Below are 16060 nucleotides of genomic sequence, written 5' to 3'. Positions count from 1 at the left end.
TAGCTTATTCTGCACTATCAACAGCACATAAACAAAATCCCAAATTTATAATTTCTAACTATAATCATTATAGTTTTCCCTTTGTTATTCCTTTAATGACTCACTTAATTATGAGCTTCCGGTGTTATTGCAGTAAAATATTTATAACGCATTGGTTTTTATGGTTAAATTAATAATTACCGATCTGCGTTAATTATTCACACTATATCGAAAAAATACCGCTTTCTTAAGGTTTGCCTAAGGTTAATAAACTAGAGTTTCCCATAGTAAGCCACGAGTCTATCTGAGCAGCGTTTAGTTTCCGTTAACTTATTCGGGCCTATAGTTGCCGGTAGCTCAAAGTATTCTAGGGATTTATTAATGCAGAGTTTTTTGCCTTTTTCACGCCCCGCGATTGGTACAGATGAAATTAATGCGGTCGTCAATGTCCTCGGCTCGGGTTGGATCACCACCGGGCCACAAAATCAGCAGTTAGAGACTGATTTTTGCGCTGCATTTGGATGCAAACATGCGGTTGCTGTCTGCTCAGCGACTGCGGGGATGCATATCACCCTGATGGCTTTGGGGATTGGTCCGGGCGATGAAGTGATTACGCCGTCGCAAACGTGGGTTTCAACACTCAACATGATTGTGTTACTGGGCGCGGAGCCAGTCATGGTGGATGTTGATCGCGACACATTAATGGTCAGTGCCGCTGATGTTGAAGCGGCGATAACACCGAAAACCAAAGCTATTATTCCCGTGCATTACGCGGGTGCACCTTGTGATCTTGATGCCTTGCGAGCTATTGCCCTGAAACGGGGGATTCCACTGATTGAAGACGCGGCCCATGCTGCCGGTACTCGCTATGGGAATCAATGGGTTGGTGAAAAAGGCACGGCGATTTTCTCTTTCCATGCTATCAAAAATATGACCTGTGCTGAGGGCGGTTTAATTGCTACTGACGATGATGAGTTAGCGGCAAAAGTTCGTCGGCTCAAGTTTCATGGCTTGGGTGTGGATGCCTTTGATCGCCAGATTCAGGGGCGTAGCCCGCAAGCTGAGGTTGTCGAACCAGGCTATAAGTACAATTTATCTGATATTCACGCCGCTATTGCTGTTGTTCAACTGCGGCGCTTACCTGAAATCAACGCCCGCCGCCAAGCATTAGTCGCTCGTTATCATGCGGCATTAGCGGATTCGCCCTTGCAACCACTGGCTGTTCCTTATTATCCCCATCAACATGCATGGCATCTATTTATGGTCCGTGTCGATGAGGACAGTTGTGGTATTAGCCGTGATTTATTGATGGCGCAGCTAAAAGAGTTAGGGATTGGTACTGGCTTACATTTTCGCGCGGCGCATACCCAAAAATATTATCGCGAACGTTTCCCGCAACTGAGTTTACCCAATACCGAATGGAATTCGGCCAGATTATGCACATTGCCCCTTTTTCCCGACATGCTGGATAGCGATGTTGATCGGGTGGTTGATGCACTGACAACGATTATAGGGTCGCACCGTGTCACAAAATGAAAAAATCAAAAAAGTCTCCGTTGTTATCCCTGTTTATAACGAGCAAGAGAGTTTGCCGGCATTAATAGAGAGAACATCGGCAGCCTGTAAATTACTGACTCAGCCTTATGAAATTATTTTGGTTGATGATGGTAGCAGTGATAACTCCGCTGATATTTTGACTGCGGCGGCTAATGAGCCTGATAGCGGCATTATTGCCGTTTTGCTCAACCGTAATTATGGTCAGCACTCGGCCATTATGGCGGGATTCAATCAGGTTAGCGGCGATTTAGTCATTACACTTGATGCTGATTTGCAAAATCCACCAGAAGAGATCCCTCGTCTGGTCGCCGTAGCGGAAGAGGGGTATGACGTCGTCGGCACCGTGCGTGCAAACCGTCAGGACTCACTGTTTCGCAAAACAGCCTCCCGCATGATCAACATGATGATTCAACGCGCGACGGGGAAATCGATGGGGGATTATGGCTGCATGTTACGCGCCTATCGCCGCCATATCGTCGAAGCAATGTTACACTGTCACGAACGTAGTACCTTCATTCCTATTCTGGCGAATACCTTCGCTCGCCGCACCACTGAAATTACGGTTCATCATGCCGAACGCGAATTTGGTGACTCAAAATACAGTCTGATGAAGCTTATCAATCTGATGTATGACTTGATTACCTGCCTGACAACGACGCCACTGCGTTTGCTCAGTTTGGTCGGCAGTGTGATCGCACTTTCCGGCTTCACACTCGCCGTGCTGTTAGTGGTTTTACGTTTAGTTTTTGGCCCCGAATGGGCCGGCGGTGGTGTCTTTACGCTATTTGCCGTGCTGTTCATGTTCATCGGTGCCCAATTTGTGGGGATGGGGCTACTCGGTGAATATATCGGCCGTATTTATAACGATGTACGTGCACGCCCACGTTATTTCATACAGAAAGTGGTCGGCGGTGAGCAGACCGAAAATAATCAGGAAATAGAAAAATGAAAGCGATTGTATTTGCCTATCATGATATTGGCTGTGTAGGTCTGAGAGCACTGGTTGATGCGGGTTACGATATTCAGGCGGTATTTACCCATACTGATGATCCTAATGAAAATCGCTTTTTCTCTTCAGTGGCACGTGTCGCCGCTGACTTAGATTTACCTGTATTTGCGCCGGAAGAGGTTAACCATCCACTATGGATTGAGCGTATTCAGCAATTACAGCCTGATATCATATTCTCTTTCTATTATCGCAATATGCTGTGTGACGATATTTTATCATCAGCGCCACGTGGTGCATTTAATTTACATGGCTCCCTGTTACCTAAATACCGTGGCCGTGCGCCAATTAATTGGGCGCTGGTGAACGGGGAAACTGAAACCGGTGTGACCCTGCACCAAATGGTAAAAAAAGCCGATGCAGGCCCGATTGTGGGTCAACATAAAGTCACGATTAGTGATACAGACACTGCATTAACATTGCATGGGAAAATGCACGAAGCCTCCCGAGAGTTGCTGCGTGATTTATTGCCTAAAATGAAAGGCGCACCACTGCATCTGACTCCGCAAAATGAAGCTGAAGCCAGCTATTTTGGTCGTCGCACCGCCGCTGATGGCGAGATTCATTGGCATAACTCAGCATCCACCATCAATAATCTGGTGCGCGCGGTGACAGAACCTTATCCCGGTGCTTTCAGCTATCTTGGACAGCGAAAGCTGATCATTTGGCGTTCACGTCCACTGAATGTGGTACACGGAAAGCTACCCGGCACTGTGCTGTCGACCTCACCTCTGGTTGTGGCCTGTGGTGAAGGGGCATTGGAGATTATCACTGGCCAAGGTGAAAGTGGTTTATATGTTCAGGGCAACCGTCTGGCGCTCGAGATGGGCATTGTGACCGACGTGCGCTTAGCGAAAAAACCCAGCAAAACCCTAAAAAGACGGACTCGAGTGTTAATTCTCGGGGTGAATGGCTTTATTGGGAATCACTTAACCGAGCGCTTATTACGCGATGATCGTTACGAAGTCTATGGTTTGGATATTGGCTCTGATGCCATCAGCCGCTTCTTGGATAACCCTTATTTCCATTTCGTGGAGGGGGATATCAGTATTCACTCTGAATGGATTGAGTACCACATTAAAAAATGTGATGTTATTTTGCCCTTGGTGGCTATTGCTACGCCGATTGAATATACCCGCAACCCGCTGCGAGTATTCGAATTAGATTTTGAAGAGAATCTAAAGATCGTGCGTGATTGCGTTAAATACAATAAGCGTATTGTCTTCCCGTCCACGTCTGAAGTTTATGGTATGTGTGATGACAAAGAGTTTGATGAAGACAGTTCGCGACTGATTGTTGGGCCAATTAATAAGCAGCGTTGGATCTATTCGGTATCCAAGCAATTACTGGACCGCGTAATTTGGGCTTATGGCGCAAAAGAAAATCTCAGATTCACTCTGTTCCGTCCTTTCAACTGGATGGGGCCACGGTTAGATAATCTTGATGCGGCGCGTATTGGCAGCTCCCGTGCCATTACTCAGCTTATTTTAAATCTGGTCGAAGGTTCCCCGATTAAATTGGTTGATGGCGGCGCACAAAAACGCTGCTTTACGGATATTCATGACGGTATCGAAGCCTTATTCCGCATTATTGAGAACCGTGATGGCTGCTGTGATGGGCAAATCATCAATATTGGTAACCCAACCAATGAAGCCAGTATTCGCGAGTTAGCTGAAATGCTGCTGAGCAGTTTCGAAAAACATGAATTGCGCGACCATTTCCCACCTTTTGCTGGCTTTAAAGATATTGAAAGCAGTGCATATTACGGGAAGGGCTATCAGGACGTAGAGTACCGCACGCCAAGTATTCGTAATGCGCGCCGCATTTTACATTGGCAACCTGAGGTCGCTTTGCAGCAAACCGTCACAGAAACATTGGATTTCTTCTTGCGTGGCGCGGTACTTGAACTGGGTGAAACCTCAACGGACGACTATCACGTATGAAGCAAGTTGGCCTGAGGATTGATGTTGATACCTACCGTGGCACCAAGGAAGGCGTACCCTCACTGCTTGCCGTGTTGGAAAAGCATGATGTCAGCGCCAGCTTTTTCTTCAGTGTTGGGCCGGATAACATGGGGCGTCATTTATGGCGTCTTTTCCGCCCGCGTTTCCTGTGGAAGATGCTGCGATCTCATGCCGCTTCACTTTATGGCTGGGATATTTTGCTGGCAGGTACGGCTTGGCCGGGTAAAAAGATCGCGAAAGACCTTGGCCCACTGATGAAAACCACCTTACAGACGGGGCATGAAGTGGGTTTACACGCATGGGATCACCAAGGCTGGCAGGCTAAAGTTGCGTCGTGGTCAATACAGCAACTGACTGAGCAGGTGCAACTGGGGGTTGATGCATTAGAACATAGCATTCAGCAGCCAATTACTTGCTCTGCCGCTGCGGGTTGGCGTGCCGATGACCGAGTTTTAGCGGTAAAACAGCCATTTGCTTTCCGCTATAACAGTGATTGCCGAGGTACGCACCCCTTCCGGCCGGAACTGCCGGATGGCAGCTTAGGCAGTGTTCAAATTCCGGTCACTTTACCGACTTATGATGAAGTCGTGGGGAGTGAGGTGCGCGCTGAAAATTTCAATGATTTTATTATTGAGGCCATTCAACGTGACCAAGGTATCTCAGTTTATACCATCCATGCCGAGGTTGAAGGGATGTCTCAGGCACACATGTTTGAACAGTTATTGATTCGGGCGAAAAAACAAAACATCCAGTTTTGTCCTCTCAGCGAATTATTACCTGAGAATTTGGATTTATTACCTGTGGGTAAAATTGTGCGCGCAGCCTTTCCTGGCCGAGAGGGATGGTTAGGATGCCAGACAGATATTAAAGGTGCAGGATGAGACTGTTAAAAGGAAGTGGAGCTGTACTGCTGTCGTTATTTTTTGCTCTAGTTTATATATTGCCGGTCAATAGCCGCTTGTTGTGGCAACCAGATGAAACTCGCTATGCTGAAATTAGCCGGGAAATGTTGCAACGGGGCGACTGGATTGTGCCGCATTTACTGGGCATCCGTTATTTTGAAAAGCCCATTGCTGGATATTGGTTTAATAATATTAGCCAGTGGATATTCGGTGACACTAATTTCGCTGTCCGATTTGGTTCAATTTTTAGCACCGCCCTGAGTGCCATATTAGTCTATTGGTTGGCGACGCTATTGTGGCGAAATCGTTCTACCTCGGTGCTGGCGACACTCATTTATCTCTCCATGTTGCTGGTGTTTAGTATCGGCACCTATGCGGTACTGGACCCGATGATCTCATTGTGGTTAACCGCATCGATGGTCTGTTTTTATCTCACGCTGCGGGCGGAAACGTCGGCGCAGAAGGTAGGGGCATATCTGCTGCTCGGCCTCGCCTGTGGGATGGGTTTTATGACCAAAGGCTTTTTGGCTTTGGCGATCCCCGTGATCTCTGTGCTGCCCATCGTGATACAGCAAAAACGGGTAAAAGAACTCCTCATTTTTGGCCCTATAGCGATAGTGAGTGCGGTGATATTGAGTTTGCCGTGGGCATTAGCCATTGCACAACGCGAACCTGATTTCTGGCATTACTTCTTCTGGGTCGAGCACATCCAACGATTCGCCGAGAAGGATGCGCAACATAAAGCCCCTATCTGGTATTACCTACCTCTCCTGTTCCTCGGTGTCTTGCCGTGGGTCGGGTTATTACCCGGCGCGTTACTCAAAGGTTGGCGTGAGCGGGTGGCAAGACCTGAGCTATTCTTTTTGCTTAGTTGGGTCGTGATGCCGTTTCTATTTTTCAGTGTGGCAAAAGGAAAGTTACCGACCTATATCCTGCCGTGTATGGCTCCGCTATCCTTGCTAATGGCTGCTTATGCAACAGATTGTGCTAGCAACTTGCGAATGCGGGCGCTCAAGATTAATGGGGTGATAAATATTGCTTTTGGGCTGATCTGTGCTGCGGCAGTGCTCATTATTGGCATGGGGTGGGTGAGTGGTCTGGTAGCTTACGGGCCACAAGAACATCTGAAAGTGGCCCTTGCGACCATCGCCTTTGCGGGATGGAGCTTGGTGGGCTTGGCGACCAGGTGTAATAACGCACGTCATTGGCGCTGGGCGGCGGCATGTCCATTACTGTTTATTCTGCTGGTGGGCTATTTGATCCCGCAGCAGGTGATTGACTCCAAACAGCCCCAAAACTTTATCCAGAATAACTTTAGCGAACTCAATAGCAGTCGCTATGTGCTTACCGACAGTGTCGGTGTCGCTGCGGGATTAGCATGGGAGCTGAAACGTAGCGATATACTGATGCTCAGTGAGAAGGGCGAGCTGACTTACGGGCTGAACTATGCCGACAGTAAAAACCAGTTCGTCGGTGGTGCAGATTTTAGCCAATGGCTGGCGAATGCAAGGCAGCAGGGTGATGTCTCTTTGGTGGTGCAATTATCCCAAGATGAAGCCATTCCGGCCTATTTACCGGCAGCAGATAAGGTTAACCTGATGAATCGCCTAGCACTTTTGTGGTACAAAAAAACGCAATGACCAGTTACCTGCTATTGGTTATGGTCAGTTTATTGACCTGTGCGGGCCAATTGTGTCAGAAACAAGCAGCGCAATGTTGGGATCGGCCGCATGAAGCGCGGTTGGCCCCGACACTGCGCTGGCTTGCCGTCGCAGTCATGCTGCTTGGGTTGGGGATGTTGCTGTGGTTACGTTTATTGCAACATCTACCACTGAGTGTGGCCTATCCGTTACTCAGCTTTAATTTCGTGCTGGTTACTTTGGCCGCACAGCTATTTTATGGCGAAAAGGCAACCTCCCGTCACTGGTTGGGGATTGCCGCCATTATGTTTGGCATCCTGTTAATAAGTTGGCGCTGATGAAAGGGTATCTGTGGGGAGTCGGCAGTGTCGTATTGGTGACTATTGCCCAATTAATGCTGAAATGGGGCATGATGCATACGCCATTAATGTCATTGGCTGACATTAATGGCGTGTTTTTAGCCCAGCACCTAACCCAATTAATGGCCGTCATCTGCGGGCTGGCAGGGTATGCCTTATCCATGTTGTGCTGGTTTTTCGCGTTAAGATATTTGCCGCTTAATCGCGCTTACCCATTACTGAGCCTCAGTTATGCGCTGGTTTATTTGGCCGCCGTATTACTGCCTTGGTTTAATGAATCCGCTACCTTGCTAAAAACCGTGGGGGCGGGGTTTATTCTGCTGGGTATCTGGCTGATCAGTACAAAGCCAATAAAAGGCGCTTAAATCTATTATCTCATTCATATAGCTTGTTTTTTCCAACCTCGATAGCTAAATTAACCCTACTGGTGCCTCTTGCTAGCCAGATATAGCGCCGAATAGCTCGCTGTCCGGTGAATTGGCTAAGCCTTACCCTAGGTGGAATATCGATGCGGATGCGTTTCTGGATCTTTCTGATCAGCATGATTCTTGCTGGCTGTAGCAGTCATGCACCGGCACCAAGTGGTCACTTGTCTGATTCTATTGTGGTGGTTGCCAAACTGAATGAGCAATTACGTCAATGGGAAGGCACGCCGTACCGAAATGGCGGGTTGGATCAAAGTGGCGTTGATTGTTCTGGATTTGTTTACCGCACCTTCCGCGATCGTTTTGATATGCAATTACCTCGCACGACAGCAGCACAAACCTCATTAGGCACGAAAGTCTCCCGTGATGATCTGATGCCCGGTGACTTAGTGTTCTTCAAAACCGGCAGTGGTCAGAATGGGCTACATGTGGGTATTTACGATACCAATGACGAATTTATCCATGCCTCAACAAGCAAAGGCGTTATCCGCTCATCACTGGAAAATGTGTACTGGAAACGTGTCTACTGGCAAGCGCGCCGTATCTAAATAGGGTATTGAATCGATAGGCTGAACCTGAAGATATCACGGTAGGTTATGTTATCTTAGTGGCTGATTATTCTGGTTCGGAGCCGCGTTTATGTCATCCCTTCGCTTACTCATTTCTGATTCTTATGATCCTTGGTTTAATCTGGCCGTAGAAGAGTGCATTTTTCGTCAAATGTCCCCGGATCAACGGGTGCTGTTTTTATGGCGAAACGCCAATACCGTGGTCATCGGTCGTGCTCAGAATCCATGGAAAGAGTGTAATACACGGCGCATGGAACAAGATGGCGTGAAACTGGCACGGCGCAGCAGTGGCGGCGGGGCGGTATTCCATGACTTGGGCAATACCTGCTTCACCTTTATGGCCGGTAAGCCAGAATATGATAAAACTCTATCAACTCAAATTATTCTCAATGCTCTGGCTTCGCTGGGGATTCAGGCTACCGCCTCTGGCCGCAATGACTTGGTGGTGGTTAAGGAGGATGGCGAGCGCAAAGTCTCGGGCTCCGCTTACAAAGAGACCAAAGATCGTGGCTTTCATCACGGCACACTATTGCTGAGTGCTGATCTGAATCGTCTGGCGGATTACCTTAATCCCGATCCGAAAAAATTACAGGCCAAAGGGATTACCTCAGTGCGTTCCCGAGTCACCAATCTGGTGGAGTTGTTGCCGGGCATTGACCACCCGCAGATTTGTGCCGCTATTGAGCAGGCATTTTTCGATTATTACGATGAAAAGGTCGCCGCAGAGATCATCTCCCCACAAGCATTGCCGGACCTTCCCGGTTTCACCGAGCAATTTGCCAAACAGAGCACTTGGGAATGGAACTTTGGTCAAGCTCCGGCCTTTAGCCATTTAGTCGATACTCGCTTTGTTTGGGGCGGGATTGATCTACATTTTGATGTAGTACATGGGGCTATTGATCGCTGTCAAATATTCACCGACAGCTTGAATCCAGCACCGCTGGAGGCGCTAGCCGAGCGGCTACAGGGCGCGACTTATCGCCCTGTAGCCATCAATGCCGTCTGCCAGCAATTGAGTGATGATTTCCCTGAGTCACAAGCTGATTTGCTGCAAGTTCGCCACTGGCTGGCGGAGGTATTACGCTAATGTTACCTGATGACGCGACTGGCGCGGATAACGCCCCGCAATTTAAAAATAGCTATGGTCAACAGCTGAGCGGCTTCTATACGCATTTGCAGCCAACGCCATTAAAAGGGGCGCATCTGCTCTATCACAGTGAGCCATTGGCGCAAGAACTGGGGCTGGATGCCAGTTGGTTTAGCGGCCCGAAAGCGGCGGTATGGGCGGGTGAGACACTGTTACCGGGCATGGAGCCGCTGGCACAGGTCTACAGCGGTCACCAGTTTGGTGTGTGGGCGGGGCAGCTTGGTGATGGCCGCGGTATTTTGCTGGGAGAACAACAGTTGAGTGACGGTCGCAGTATGGATTGGCACTTGAAAGGGGCGGGCTTAACACCCTATTCGCGTATGGGGGATGGGCGCGCCGTATTGCGCTCGGTGGTCAGAGAGTTTTTGGCTTCCGAAGCCTTGCACCATCTGGGGATACCTACCAGCCGTGCCTTGACCATCGTGACCAGTCACCACCCGGTTTATCGCGAGCAACCGGATCGCGGGGCGATGTTGCTGCGGGTGGCTGAGAGCCATGTGCGCTTCGGTCATTTTGAGCACTTCTACTATCGGCAGCAGCCAGAGCAAGTCAAGCAACTGGCCGACTATGTTATTGCACGCCACTGGCCGCAGTTTGTCGGTCATACGGAACAGTACCTACTCTGGTTTACCGATGTGGTAAAACGCACTGCACGCTTAATGGCGCATTGGCAAACGGTGGGTTTTGCCCATGGGGTGATGAATACCGATAATATGTCGATTCTTGGCATCACCATGGACTATGGCCCATTTGGTTTCCTTGATGATTATGTCCCCGGATATATCTGCAATCACTCCGATCACCAAGGGCGTTATGCTTTTGATAATCAACCAGCGGTCGCACTGTGGAACCTGCACCGGCTAGGGCAAGCGCTCTCTGGGTTAATGTCGGTGGAACAATTGCAGCTAGCGCTGAATGCTTATGAGCCAGAGCTTATGGCGGCTTATGGTCAGCAGATGCGCGCCAAATTAGGTCTCTTCGACAGCGGCGATCAGGATAACGACCTGCTGACGGAGTTATTGAGTTTGATGATCAGAGAGGGGCGAGATTATACCCGCACATTCCGTCTGTTGAGTGAGGTTGAAATCCACTCGGCACAATCGCCATTGCGGGATGATTTTGTCGACAGAGCCGGTTTTGACAGTTGGTACAGCCGCTATCGCGCCCGTTTGCAACAAGAGTCGGTTGACGATGCACAGCGCCAGCACGCAATGAAAGCGGTTAATCCTAAATATATACTGCGAAATTATTTGGCACAGTTGGCGATTGATCATGCTGAAAAGGACGATATTCAGCCGTTACAGCGTTTGCATCAGGCATTGCAGCACCCTTTTGCCGATCAACCTGAGTTTGATGATCTGGCGGCGTTACCGCCCGATTGGGGCAAACATCTGGAAATTTCCTGCTCCAGTTAATTGCATAAGGTGGCGGGGGTATCTGCCACCTTATGCTTGTTCAGATACTATTTAAGGTGAGATGTAACATCCCCTTGATCACCACTGGTAGCTCATCAGTAGTTTAGCATTGCGCCCATCTTGGGGGAGTTCTTGTGGTGAGTAGTGTTCTTTGTTGAAAGCATTACTCAGTACGGCTGAAGTGGTGACGCCTTTAAAGGCACCTTGCCCACCATAACTCAGATAAAAATCATGTAGGGTATAGCCGTTTTGCGACTTATAGGGTTCTCCTGACATCTGCTGAGCATCATTGTTTTTCATAAAGTGGGTGTTGGCGACCATCGTCGCGACCCAGCCCGCGCTTAGACCTGTCTGGGCGATAGGGATATTCAGGCGGCTGGTGACCGTATCTGGATTGATGCTGTTAATATATTTGCGGGTTTCGAGATTGATACCTCGGGTGCGGTTATAGGCCAGTGTCCAGTCAAACCACGGGTTTTGATAATCCAATGAGGCATCCCATCCCCAGCTTTTGCTACGCGGGATATTAATATACTGAGAAATCGTGCGACTAACATCACTGGTAATGCGGTTTTCAGCATCAATCGCAAAATAGCTGGTTTTGAATTTAACTGAATCCTTATCCGTCAGCAGAGAATCAAAATGTAAGCCAAAGCCCGCTTCACGGGTGATATTACTTTCGGGGGTTAATGCGGGATTGGGGGTCCAGTAGTTTGTCCAAAAGTGATTTGAATTGTTATAAAACTCCGCTAACGTGGGGGTACGGAATGCCTGACTGTAGGCCCCAAACAGCAAGAACCAATCTGTCGGATTAACGGTCACCGCTCCCCGCGTTGACCATTTTTTTGCCTCTCGATCAGCAAATCCCACTCGGCTGTTGTTATAACGGTCGAAACGGGTTCCCGCCAGTAGGGTCACCGGCAGGTGGCGCAAGGTGATTTCATCTTGCAACCAACCGGATGCAAACCCGACTTTGGCTGGCGGGAAGCTACCCACTAAGCCCTGTGGGGCCTGTTGCTGGTGGTAGCTCTCTGCTCCGTAAGTGAGTAAATGCGCTGCTGGACTGTCGGTAAATAGCGCGCTTCGGTTCTCCAGTTTTATCCCCGCCGTGGCTTGCTTGCGGTTGCCATAATCTCGAGCACTCACGTGATCGCTGATATTTATCTCGGAATAGTAGACTTTGGTGGTGAAATCCAGCCAATCGAGGTGTTGCGGTTGCAGTCGGTAGGTCAGATCGGCATCGCGTTGCCGTGTTAACCGCTCCATCATGGGGTTCATTCGTGGATTGGGTTGACTCTGATTAGCCATTTTAGGTTGCTGCGCGCGGTTGTTGTAATAGCGCAGGCCCGTGGTGACTGACTGACCCTCAGCAAGGTAGGCAGTGCCTTTGAGCAGCAGGTTATTCACATCCTCATCATTGGGTGCATCATAACCATTACTTTGGCGTATATCTCCGACCTTACGTTTACTCAGGGCAATAAGGCCGTCCAGATTATCGGTTCGGCCAAAAACAGACACAGCGGCCCCCTGACTCTGATATGCGCTAGCACTATAGTTGCTGATACGGAAACCCAGATCTTGATCTTCAGCTAACAAATCGGCCGCATCCACTGTTTGGAAAGCAATCACACCTCCCATGGCACCGCTACCGAACAGTGAGGTTGATGGGCTGCGAATGACGCTGACCTGTTTAACTAATGCCGGATCAATGAAAGTCCCGTTGATATTGGTGCCACTAATTCCCTGACGGATACCATCCATTAATACCAGCACACCATATTGGTCATAACCTCGGATGTTGACATTCTGCCCGTTGGTGCGGCCAGCACCCGTTACGTTGACACCGGGGAGACTTTGCAGCATCTCTGCGGCAGTGGTCGCAGTTTGTTTTTGGGGTAATGATGCATCAATGACGGTGAGGGTTCCGGGGGTACTAAAACTGTCTGTTGCAGGGCGCTGAGTCGTCACGACAAGAGTGTCGTTTTGACTCTCGGCAGCCGGACGGGCAGTGGCGAGGGGCGATAACGCCAAAGTGATTGCTAGACTGGATGAAGACAAACGAAAGAAACGAGACATAAGCAACTCTCCCTATGTTATTAAACATAATCAAAGGATTGCTGGCTGCCTCAGTGTTAACTATTCGGTGGCTGGCATAGTGGTCATGGGTGGAAATAGGATTCTGACGACTCAAAATTATTTAGTCAGTATCAGTTTTCCTGCTTTGGTTTGGCGTAAATAGTAGAGCTGTCCTTGATGATTGATGGTCACCACATCATGCTGACCGAGTAGCTGTTCGCTGTTGATGCATGAGAGAGGTAAAAGCGCAGAGGGATCATCTGTGGTGCTGTTGGTCGCTTGGAAAGGATAGATGGCATTGGACATGGAAAGTGTTCTTAAAGTTAGCTGTACATCAATTTGGTGGTGATTATCATCCTCATTGAGGACTGAGTTCAATAACAAGAGTGATTAATTGGTATGACATGACCTTATTTTTTATTAATTAATTCAGTCTGTTAATAGTGCATGAGTGATTGATACGTGCAGGTAGGGTTATGCTGAATGGCGGGCTGTTGATCATAGAATTCAGTGATAGAACAGAATCAACTTGAGGGGATTTGCCTGCGAAGCTGAATTCTGCTCTATCACTATGCCACTTAAAGTTCAGTATGCTATTTAACGCCACAGTGCTAATTAAAAGCGGCTACTGACCGCATCGGCCAATAAGCTTAATAATTGCTCAGTGTCGGCCCAATTTAGACAAGGGTCAGTAATGGATTGCCCATAAGTCAGAGGTTGACCCGCAACAATTTTCTGTGTCCCTTCAATCAGGAAGCTTTCCGCCATCACACCGACAATAGCGGTCGAGCCAGCGCGGATCTGCTGACCAATATCGGCGGCCACTTCAAGCTGGCGGCGATGCATTTTTTGGCAATTGCCGTGGCTGAAATCCACCACCAGATGTTCGGGGAGATCAAACTCACGCAGGCTGTCACAGGCTGCGGCGATGTCGGCCGCGCCATAGTTAGGTGTTTTCCCGCCGCGCATGATGATGTGGCCGTGTGGGTTACCGCTGGTCTGGTAAATCGTCATCTGGCCATGCTTATCTGGCGATAGAAACATATGGCTGGCTTGTGCGGCACGAATCGCATCAATGGCAATGCGGGTATTGCCATCAGTGCCATTTTTGAACCCGACCGGGCAAGAGAGGGCTGAGGCCATTTCGCGATGAATCTGGCTTTCGGTGGTTCGTGCGCCAATCGCGCCCCAACTGATCAGGTCGGCAATATACTGGCCGGTCACCATATCAAGGAATTCAGTGGCGGTCGGTAGCCCTAACTCATTGACTGACAACAGCAATCTGCGCGCCATCTCAATGCCCAGATTGACCTGACAGGAGCCATCAAGAGCGGGATCGGAGATCAGCCCCTTCCAGCCGACGACAGTGCGCGGCTTTTCGAAATAAGTGCGCATGACGATTTCGAGGCGGTCTTGATAGCGCGCTCGCAATACATTAAGGCGAGTGGCGTAATCAATCGCGGCATCAAGGTCATGAATTGAACAGGGGCCGACCACCACCAGTAGACGCGGGTCTTCACCGGTGAGTATCTTCTCAATCCGTTTACGTGACGCTGTCACGTTATCGGCAATGGCCTCTGAAATCGGCAACTTCTCCGCCAGTTGTTGTGGCGTGATTAAGCTGTCGATGCGCGCAGTCCGCAGTTCATCTGTTTTATGCATGGAAATTCTCTAAATCCGTTCTTCTCTGCGGCAGGAATACCGGGGAGTGATGGCGATCACAATAAACCAAAACTAAATGAATTCAACCGCCATCGCCGTGATTTATACAAATTTTGATTAAATAAATTGCAAACGATAAGTCTGGCAAGGGTCTGATTAGAACATCCGGCGACTCATGCCCAAAATATCCAGAATTTTGGTGGAGATCTCCTCAACGGAGTAGTTGGTGGAGTTCAGATAGCGAATCTGATTTTTGCGAAATAGTGCCTCCACTTCGCCTACCTCCATCCGGCATTGGCGCAGTGAAGCATAGCGGCTATTCTCTCGCCGCTCTTCACGAATGGCGGCCAGTCGCTCAGGGTTAATGGTCAAGCCAAAAAGTTTGTGCTGAAAGGGTTTCAGCGCCGCGGGAAGCTGCAAATTATCCATATCATCGGCGATAAAGGGGTAATTGGCGGCTCGAATGCCAAACTGCATAGCTAAATAGAGGCTGGTGGGGGTTTTACCACAGCGGGAAACGCCCAATAAAATCACCTGTGCCTGATCCAGATTACGCAGTGAAATACCGTCATCATGGGCCAGCGCATAATCGATGGCGGCAATACGCGCATCGTATTTGCCCAGATTACTTTCGGTTAAGCCGTGGGTGCGATTGAGTACCGGTTGCGGTGACACCCCAAGTTCACCCTGAAGTGGCGCAACCAGCGCTTGGACAATATCTTGGCAGAACCCTTCACTGTGCTGAATCAGTTCCCGCACTTCGGGGCTGATGATCGAATAAAACACCAGCGGCCTGACCCCAGTCTCCTGATAGATTTGATTAATCTTTTGGCAAACTTCTTGCGCCCGCGCGGCACTTTCAACAAATGGCAGTGTAAAGGTGGTGGCTTTAACCGGAAATTGCGATAGGACGGCATGACCCAGCACTTCCGCAGTAATTGCCGTACCATCAGAAATATAAAAAACACTTCTTTCCACGCTAACTCCTGACTATTTTGCTGATCGGATTAATGGCATTCGTTAATAAGGCCGGTTGCTGCAACTTTAGCGCAATCAGTGTGCCTTATTCGGCCTCTCGGTAAAGTGTTTACTGTCAGAATCACCCGAAAATAACTTTTCTTGTTGGCTTGATCGATTCACCTGTCCATGGGGTATGGATCATTATGCTAGTCTGAAATATACCCTTCGTTCTTGAAGCCGCAGGGGTGTTAGCTGCGTTCACTCACCCGAATCACTTACTAAAGTAAGCTCATCGGGATTCGTTCGCTGGCTGCGGCGGTAATGATGTTGGGAATTGCTGATGTATCAGCGGCAGTAATCACGATGTGTCCCCTACAGACTGTTCGTAACTTATAAACA

14 protein-coding genes are annotated in these 16060 nt (G+C 49.0%); 10 read left to right on the top strand and 4 right to left on the bottom strand.

Translation table 11 applies throughout. The annotated features are described in order from the left end of the window. Positions 1-360 precede the first annotated feature (360 nt). The 10 genes from arnB to HRD69_RS16375 all read left to right on the top strand — a co-directional run bounded on the left by arnB (position 361) and on the right by HRD69_RS16375 (position 10963). The gene (gene arnB / locus HRD69_RS16420; RefSeq protein ID WP_004874218.1) at positions 361-1515 is read left to right on the top strand and encodes a UDP-4-amino-4-deoxy-L-arabinose aminotransferase; all 1155 of its coding nucleotides are present in this window, start codon (positions 361-363) and stop codon (positions 1513-1515) included. After that, entirely contained in the window at positions 1502-2485 is a 984-nt protein-coding gene (arnC, locus tag HRD69_RS16415) for an undecaprenyl-phosphate 4-deoxy-4-formamido-L-arabinose transferase (RefSeq protein WP_032813519.1), read from the top strand. Before arnB ends, arnC begins: the two co-directional genes overlap by 14 nt. After that, positions 2482-4485: a bifunctional UDP-4-amino-4-deoxy-L-arabinose formyltransferase/UDP-glucuronic acid oxidase ArnA gene (gene arnA / locus HRD69_RS16410; protein WP_032813521.1), complete on the top strand. Its 2004-nt coding sequence runs from the start codon at positions 2482-2484 to the stop codon at positions 4483-4485. The genes arnC and arnA overlap by 4 nt, the downstream gene beginning before the upstream one ends. Next, a complete protein-coding gene (gene arnD / locus HRD69_RS16405) occupies positions 4482-5387 on the top strand; it encodes a 4-deoxy-4-formamido-L-arabinose-phosphoundecaprenol deformylase (protein WP_032813523.1) in 906 nt (301 codons plus the stop codon). The genes arnA and arnD overlap by 4 nt, the downstream gene beginning before the upstream one ends. Then, positions 5384-7048: a lipid IV(A) 4-amino-4-deoxy-L-arabinosyltransferase gene (gene arnT, locus HRD69_RS16400; protein WP_032813524.1), complete on the top strand. Its 1665-nt coding sequence runs from the start codon at positions 5384-5386 to the stop codon at positions 7046-7048. The genes arnD and arnT overlap by 4 nt, the downstream gene beginning before the upstream one ends. Beyond that, entirely contained in the window at positions 7045-7386 is a 342-nt protein-coding gene (arnE, locus tag HRD69_RS16395) for a 4-amino-4-deoxy-L-arabinose-phosphoundecaprenol flippase subunit ArnE (protein WP_032813530.1), read from the top strand. Before arnT ends, arnE begins: the two co-directional genes overlap by 4 nt. Continuing rightward, the gene (arnF, locus tag HRD69_RS16390; RefSeq protein ID WP_004874223.1) at positions 7386-7772 is read left to right on the top strand and encodes a 4-amino-4-deoxy-L-arabinose-phosphoundecaprenol flippase subunit ArnF; all 387 of its coding nucleotides are present in this window, start codon (positions 7386-7388) and stop codon (positions 7770-7772) included. Before arnE ends, arnF begins: the two co-directional genes overlap by 1 nt. A 143-nt stretch (positions 7773-7915) precedes the next feature. Further along, entirely contained in the window at positions 7916-8380 is a 465-nt protein-coding gene (locus tag HRD69_RS16385) for an NlpC/P60 family protein (protein ID WP_032813532.1), read from the top strand. 91 nt (positions 8381-8471) lie between these two features. Beyond that, positions 8472-9488 carry a lipoate--protein ligase gene (lplA, locus tag HRD69_RS16380; RefSeq protein ID WP_032813535.1) on the top strand — a complete coding sequence of 339 codons (1017 nt, stop codon included), beginning with the start codon at positions 8472-8474 and terminating at the stop codon, positions 9486-9488. Continuing rightward, positions 9488-10963 (top strand): protein adenylyltransferase SelO, encoded by a 1476-nt coding sequence (locus HRD69_RS16375; RefSeq protein WP_004874225.1) that lies wholly within the window; start codon positions 9488-9490, stop codon positions 10961-10963. The genes lplA and HRD69_RS16375 overlap by 1 nt, the downstream gene beginning before the upstream one ends. A gap of 78 nt (positions 10964-11041) precedes the next feature. On the opposite strand, the gene HRD69_RS16370 is transcribed toward HRD69_RS16375, so the two are convergent. The 4 genes from HRD69_RS16370 to ppsR form a co-directional block, all read right to left on the bottom strand. Continuing rightward, a complete protein-coding gene (locus tag HRD69_RS16370) occupies positions 11042-13039 on the bottom strand; it encodes a TonB-dependent hemoglobin/transferrin/lactoferrin family receptor (RefSeq protein WP_032813537.1) in 1998 nt (665 codons plus the stop codon). A 117-nt stretch (positions 13040-13156) separates the two neighbouring features. Further along, positions 13157-13345, bottom strand: a complete 189-nt coding sequence (gene hemP / locus HRD69_RS16365) for a hemin uptake protein HemP (protein WP_004874227.1) — start codon at positions 13343-13345, stop codon at positions 13157-13159. Positions 13346-13654: 309 nt separating this feature from the next. Further along, positions 13655-14701 (bottom strand): 3-deoxy-7-phosphoheptulonate synthase, encoded by a 1047-nt coding sequence (locus tag HRD69_RS16360; RefSeq protein ID WP_004874228.1) that lies wholly within the window; start codon positions 14699-14701, stop codon positions 13655-13657. A gap of 156 nt (positions 14702-14857) precedes the next feature. Then, positions 14858-15679 (bottom strand): posphoenolpyruvate synthetase regulatory kinase/phosphorylase PpsR, encoded by an 822-nt coding sequence (gene ppsR / locus HRD69_RS16355; RefSeq protein WP_004874229.1) that lies wholly within the window; start codon positions 15677-15679, stop codon positions 14858-14860. Positions 15680-16060: the final 381 nt, after the last annotated feature.

Origin of the sequence: Yersinia mollaretii ATCC 43969, from assembly GCF_013282725.1 — a bacterium.
GTDB classification, from domain to species: Bacteria; Pseudomonadota; Gammaproteobacteria; order Enterobacterales; family Enterobacteriaceae; genus Yersinia; species Yersinia mollaretii.
The sequence above is the reverse complement of the archived record's forward strand: the minus strand, read 5'-3'. Positions and strand labels throughout refer to the sequence as shown.